This is a genomic window from Mesorhizobium sp. M1A.F.Ca.IN.020.06.1.1 (genome assembly GCF_004023265.1).
Taxonomy (GTDB): domain Bacteria; phylum Pseudomonadota; class Alphaproteobacteria; order Rhizobiales; family Rhizobiaceae; genus Mesorhizobium.
Genome location: NZ_RZSR01000335.1, coordinates 1 through 5,604 on the forward strand (window position 1 = coordinate 1; position 5,604 = coordinate 5,604).

Below are 5,604 nucleotides of genomic sequence, written 5' to 3' on the forward strand. Positions count from 1 at the left end.
TAGCTCTGCTGCTCGCCAGCGCGCTCTCCGGCTGCACCAGCGACGACTATGTGCGCACCGAAGGCGTGACGCCGGCCGCCGGCAATGCGCAGGCGTCCAACACGGCCATGCAGATGGTCGATCCCTGGCAGTACGGCGTCCAGAACACCAGGCTTCTGGTGCCGGCTCCGAGCGCGAACTCCACGGCCACTGCCGCGGGCGCGAAGGGCGGCGCGGCGTCGGCTTCAACGACATCGGTATCAACGACAGCAGACTGATGAGCTGACGACCATGGCATCGGGCACCAAGACCAAGAAGATCCTGCTCGTTTCGACCGATCGGGCGTTTTCGCAGGACACGCGGACGGCTTTCGCTGCATCCGAGGTCATCGAGCTTCTGACGGTCGAGAAAAGCGTCAACGAACTGCGCGGCGAGGTCCAGGAGACCGATTTCGGCGCCGTCATTGTCGACATGGACGCGGCCAAGCTCGAAGAGATCGAGTCGCTGCAGCGCATCATGCGCCGGATCGAAGGCCGCGTGCCCGTGGTCGTCGTCACGCAGGAATTCAATGCGGCGGCGGTGCGCATCCTGGTTCAGCTCCAAGTCGCCGACTTCCTGGTAAAGCCGATCACCACCGCCGATCTGGTGCGTTCCGTCATTCGCGCGCTTCAAGGGCCGGGGCGGGAGGAAAACAGCGAATCGCAAATCTACACCTTCATGCCGGCCGCCGGCGGTGTCGGCACCACCACGCTTGCCCTGCAGACCGCCTTCCAGCTGCACCATTCGGTGACGCGAGGCGCCTCGACCTGCGTGGTCGACCTCAATTTCCAGCAGGGCGCCTGCGCCGAATATCTCGACCTCGAGCCGCGCTTCGACATCACCGAAATCGAGAACCAGCCCGAACGTCTCGACCGGCAGCTGCTGGACGTCATGCTGTCCAAGCATGCAAGCGGGCTCTGCGTGCTGGCGGCGCCGACGCGCCCTTCCGAAATGCGCTCGTTCAAGACCGATGTCGTGGTGCGCATGCTCGACCTCGTCTCGGCCTATTTCGACAATGTCGTCATCGACATGCCGCGCACCTGGTTCCCGTGGACCGAGACGGTGCTGCTCGGCTCCAACAAGCTCTATATCGTGGCCGAGATGACGGTACCTTGCCTGCGCCACACGCAGCGTCTCATCCAGGCCATCTACGAGACGGCCGGCAGGGAAGTGAAGCCGAACGTCATCGTCAACCGTTTCGAGCAGAAGATGTTCGACAGCGGCATCAAGCAGGCTGACGTCCAGGATATCCTCGGCGAGCACTTCGTCGGCGGCATCTCCAACAACTACCGGCTGGTGCGCGAGGCCGTCGACCGCGGCGTGCCGCTGCACGACATCGATCCGAACGCCAATGTCGTCAATGACCTGAAGAAAATCATCCTGCCCGAGGAGGCCGTGGCGACGACGGCAAAATCGAAGTCGCTGTTCGGCCTCGGCAAGGGCCTCTTGAAGAGGAAAGCAGGATGAGCAGTCGCTTCTCCAACCTGCAGAATCGCGATGTCCGTCCGCTGCGGGCGCCCGAACCCGCGCCCGTTGCGCATCACGCCGTGGTCATTCCGACGACCCGCAAGCCGGCGCCGCCGAAGCTGGAAGCAGCACCCGCAAAGAGCGCCAACAAGGTGCTCGACGCGCGCGTGCGCATCCACCGCATGCTGCTCGAAGAAATCAACCTCGTCGCTCTGGAGCGGCTGCCCAAGGACGAAATGCGCCGCCAGGTGCATGAATTCGTCTCGGAAAAGACCCGTCAGGAGCGAATGGCGATCAACACCGCCGAGCTGGACGCGCTGGTGGACGACATCGTCGACGAGATGGTGGGCCTCGGCCCGCTGGAGCCGCTGCTCAAGGATCCGGAGATCAACGATATCCTGATCAACGGCCATCAGAACTGCTTCGTCGAAAAGCGAGGCAAGCTGCAGCAGGTCCATATCCCGTTCAAGGACGAGGCGCATCTGCTTCGGATCATTAATAAAATCGTCGCGGCCGTCGGCCGCCGCGTCGATGAATCGCAGCCGATGGTCGACGCCCGCATGCTCGACGGATCGCGTTTCAACGCCGCGATCAGGCCGGTCGGCGTCGACGGGCCGCTGGTGTCGATCCGCAAATTCTCCAAGAACAAGCTCGGTCTGCACAAACTGGTCGAGTTCGGCGCCATCACCCAGAACATGGCCGAGGTGCTGGCGGCGGCCGTGCATGCGCGCAAGACGACGATCATCTCCGGCGGCACCGGCACCGGCAAGACGACGATGCTCAATGCCTTGTCGGCCTTCATTCCCGAGGACGAGCGCCTGATCACCATCGAGGACGCCGCCGAGTTGCAGCTGCAGCAGCCGCATGTCGCGCGCATGGAAACGCGCCCGGCAAACATCGAGGGTCATGGCGAACTGAAGCAGCGCGATCTGGTCAAGAACGCGCTGCGCATGCGGCCCGACCGCGTCATCCTTGGCGAGTGCCGTGGCGAGGAAGCCTTCGACATGCTGCAGGCTATGAACACCGGCCATGAAGGGTCGATGGCGACCATCCACGCCAACACGCCGCGCGACGCAATATCGCGCCTCGAACAAATGCTCGGCATGACCGGCATGCCGATGACGGTGCAGTCGATCCGCAGCCAGATTGCGAGCGCCATCGACATCATCGTGCAGCTGACACGCCTGTCCGACGGCAAGCGCAAGGTGACCAGCGTCGCCGAGGTGACGGGCATGGAAGGCGACGTCATCCAGATGCAGGAGATCTTCCGCTTCGTGCGCACCGGCATGGAGGCGGACGGCAAGATCGTCGGCCATTTCGAGGCAACGGGCATCCGACCGCGCTTCCTCGAGGACCTGCGCAACATGGGCATTGAATTTCCGGGCAAGTATTTCGAACCCGGCCGGCCGCAGGAGTAGCCGGTGCTCGAGGGATTCAGCCCGATCTATGCCGTCTACGCGGCGGCGGCGCTCACCGGCATCATGATCGCCGAAGGCTGCTACCTGCTCTATGCCGGCCGCAGCGACAAGCGCACGGCGATCAATCGCCGCATGAAGCTGGCGGAGAACAAGATCAGCCAGGAGCAGGTGCTGATCCAGCTGCGCAAGGAGCGCGGCATGGAAGAGGGCACGCCCCTCCTTTCTTTCGATCGCTTTCGCGCCTTGCGCACGCAGTCCGGCATGATCATGCCGATGCCCAAATTCCTCACGATCACGTCGGGGACAGCGTTCACTCTGGCGCTTTTCGCCGTCTGGTACGGCCTGCCTTTGCTGTTCGGGCTGGTCCTGCTTCTGGTGCTGGTGCCGGTCTTGCCGGTTATGGCGATGCGTTTTCTGCGCAAGCGCCGGCTTAAGCGCTTCGGCATGCAATTGCCGGAAGCGCTGGAGCTGATCACGCGCGGCCTCAAGGCCGGCCACCCGGTGCCGGTGGCGATCGCGATGGTGGCGCGCGAGATGGCCGATCCGATCGGCACCGAGTTCGGCGTCGTGGCCGACGAAGTGACTTATGGCTCGGACCTGGTTTCAGCGCTCAACAACCTGTTCGATCGCGTCGGCCATGAGGACCTGCCGCTGTTCGTCACCGCAGTCTCGATCCAGAGCAGCTCCGGCGGCAATCTGCGCGAGATCCTCGACGGCCTGTCGTCGACCATCCGCGAGCGCGGCAAGCTGCGGCGCAAGGTGCGCGCCATTTCGACCGAAGGCCGCATGTCGGCCTATATCCTGACCGCCGTGCCGGTGCTTCTGTTCACCGCCATCATGGTGCTGATGCCGCAATTCTACCGCGAGGTGTGGGGGATACCGAAGACCTGGTACATGCTGGGCGGCTCGATCCTGTGGCTCCTGCTCGGCAATACCATCATGTTCAAGATGTCGAATTTCAGGTTCTGAAATGGACGAGGTCATCCGCTTCCTTGCCTCGCTAGCGCCGACATCGCTGATGCCGGTGGCTGTGCTGCTGCTGGTGATGGGCGGCGGCGCGGTGGCCTGGCCGCTGGTCGTCGCGCAGGGCGACCGCAACGAGGTCAAGCGCCGGCTGAAGGTCGAGGCGGCGCAGCCGATCGAGCAGCACGAGCCGGCACCCAGGAAAAACGCGAACGCCGTGCGCGAGAAGGCGGTGAGGCGGGCGCAGGAATTCTATGCCAAGAGCGATCCGGAGAATGTCGCGCGACTGCGCATGAAGCTCATCCAGGCCGGTTACATGGAGCCGCGCGCCGTCGGTACGTTCTTCCTGATCCGTTTTGCCGCGCTGGTCGGAATGGCGCTTGGGGCGTTCCTGGTCAACCATTGGGCGGCCAGCGCCGAATCGACCGTGACCAGCCGCTGGACCTTCATCATCCTGTCGGGAGCGGCCGGCTATTTCCTGCCCGGCCTGGTGCTGACACAGAAGGTGCGGGAAAAGATGCGCGAATACCGCAATGGCTTTCCCGACTTCATGGATCTGATGATCGTCTGCTCCGACGCGGGCATGAGCATGGAGGCCGGCATCGAGCGGGTCTCGAAGGAACTCGCCAGGACCTATCCGTCGCTCAGCCAGAACCTGCAGCTGGTGTCGCTGGAGCTGAGGGCCGGCCGCAGCCTCGACGATGCGCTGAAGGCGCTCGCCGATCGCCTCAGCCTCGACGAGGTGCGCTCCTTCGCGACGCTCCTGCAGCAGTCCAAGGAGCTCGGCACCAGCCTGTCGGGAGCGCTGCGTGTCTTTTCCGACGAAATGCGCCACAAGCGCATGTCGCTTGCCGAGGAGAAGGCGCATGCCTTGCCGGCCAAGATGTCGGTCCCGGTGACGGTGTGCATCCTGCCGGTGGTGCTGATGGTCGCCATCATCCCGATCGTGGTAAGGCTGACGTCGCACTGAGGCCGGCGGTGCTGGTTAACGCATCCTTTGCAAGCAACTGAAATTTAGGCGCATTTCGGCACCGAAGCTTAATCGCTCTCCTGTATGGTCCTTGCTGAAGAACGACCCGGCAAATCGGGCGACGGGGCAGGGCATGCGTCACAGACTTTCCACGGCAGCGGCGGTATTGGCGGCCGGCTTGATGATCACCGGCTGTACTACGAACAGCAGCGTCGACACGACCAAGACCACCGCAATCCAGGCGACGGCCAAGGATATCAGCGCCGCCGACCTGACGGAGGGCAAGGCGCAATTCCGGGAGGCGAATTTCGGTCTCGCAGAACAGCATTTCCGCAAAGCGGTGGAGCTCAAGGCAGACAATGCCGAAGCCTGGATGGGGCTTGCCGCCTCCTATGACGAGCTCGGCCGCTTCGACTTCGCCGACCGCGCCTATGCGCAATTGCTGAGGGTCGCCGGGCGCAAGCCGCAGATCGTCAACAATATGGGCTATTCGCAGCTCCTGCGCGGCAACAAGAAGAAGGCAAGGGCGCTGCTGCTCGAAGCCAAGGCCGGTCTCGCCGACCAGACCGTGGTCAACGCCAACCTAGCGCTGCTCGACAAGAGCTGATCCGCTTCCGGCTCGTCCCGCCGCGGAACCGGGCCGTAGTTTCAGCGGACATGTCGACGCTTTGTAAACCCTTTGTCGAGCGAGCAGCGGACACCGGCCGAAAAGGGTTTGCGCCACGCCTCTACAACCTACATTGAGGAAGCAACGAGTCTCCCCAACGG

At 63.5% G+C, this 5,604-nt stretch carries 6 protein-coding genes; all 6 read left to right on the forward strand.

Features of this window, described 5'->3' with window-relative positions; all coding sequences use genetic code 11:
• Window positions 1–257: hypothetical protein (locus EOA60_RS16225; protein WP_128311595.1), on the forward strand; the 257-nt coding region annotated here is incomplete at its 5' end.
• 13 nt (window positions 258–270) lie between these two features.
• The gene (locus EOA60_RS16230; RefSeq protein WP_095826111.1) at window positions 271–1,485 is read left to right on the forward strand and encodes a response regulator/pilus assembly protein; all 1,215 of its coding nucleotides are present in this window, start codon (window positions 271–273) and stop codon (window positions 1,483–1,485) included.
• Entirely contained in the window at window positions 1,482–2,903 is a 1,422-nt protein-coding gene (locus EOA60_RS16235; RefSeq protein WP_095802174.1) for a CpaF family protein, read from the forward strand. The genes EOA60_RS16230 and EOA60_RS16235 overlap by 4 nt, the downstream gene beginning before the upstream one ends.
• A 3-nt stretch (window positions 2,904–2,906) precedes the next feature.
• Complete coding sequence (locus EOA60_RS16240) at window positions 2,907–3,872, forward strand: type II secretion system F family protein (protein ID WP_095826110.1); 966 nt, start codon at window positions 2,907–2,909, stop codon at window positions 3,870–3,872.
• A gap of 1 nt (window position 3,873) precedes the next feature.
• A complete protein-coding gene (locus tag EOA60_RS16245) occupies window positions 3,874–4,836 on the forward strand; it encodes a type II secretion system F family protein (protein ID WP_067328072.1) in 963 nt (320 codons plus the stop codon).
• Window positions 4,837–4,969: 133 nt separating this feature from the next.
• Window positions 4,970–5,443, forward strand: coding sequence for a hypothetical protein (locus EOA60_RS16250; RefSeq protein WP_128311597.1), 474 nt, complete (start codon window positions 4,970–4,972; stop codon window positions 5,441–5,443).
• Window positions 5,444–5,604: the final 161 nt, after the last annotated feature.

Excerpts from the sequence above, each read along its gene's own strand:
- EOA60_RS16230 (WP_095826111.1), top strand. The coding sequence starts at position 271 with ATGGCATCGGGCACCAAGACCAAGAAGATCCTGCTCGTTTCGACCGAT.
- EOA60_RS16235 (WP_095802174.1), top strand. The coding sequence starts at position 1,482 with ATGAGCAGTCGCTTCTCCAACCTGCAGAATCGCGATGTCCGTCCGCTG.
- EOA60_RS16245 (WP_067328072.1), top strand. The coding sequence starts at position 3,874 with ATGGACGAGGTCATCCGCTTCCTTGCCTCGCTAGCGCCGACATCGCTG.
- EOA60_RS16250 (WP_128311597.1), top strand. The coding sequence starts at position 4,970 with ATGCGTCACAGACTTTCCACGGCAGCGGCGGTATTGGCGGCCGGCTTG.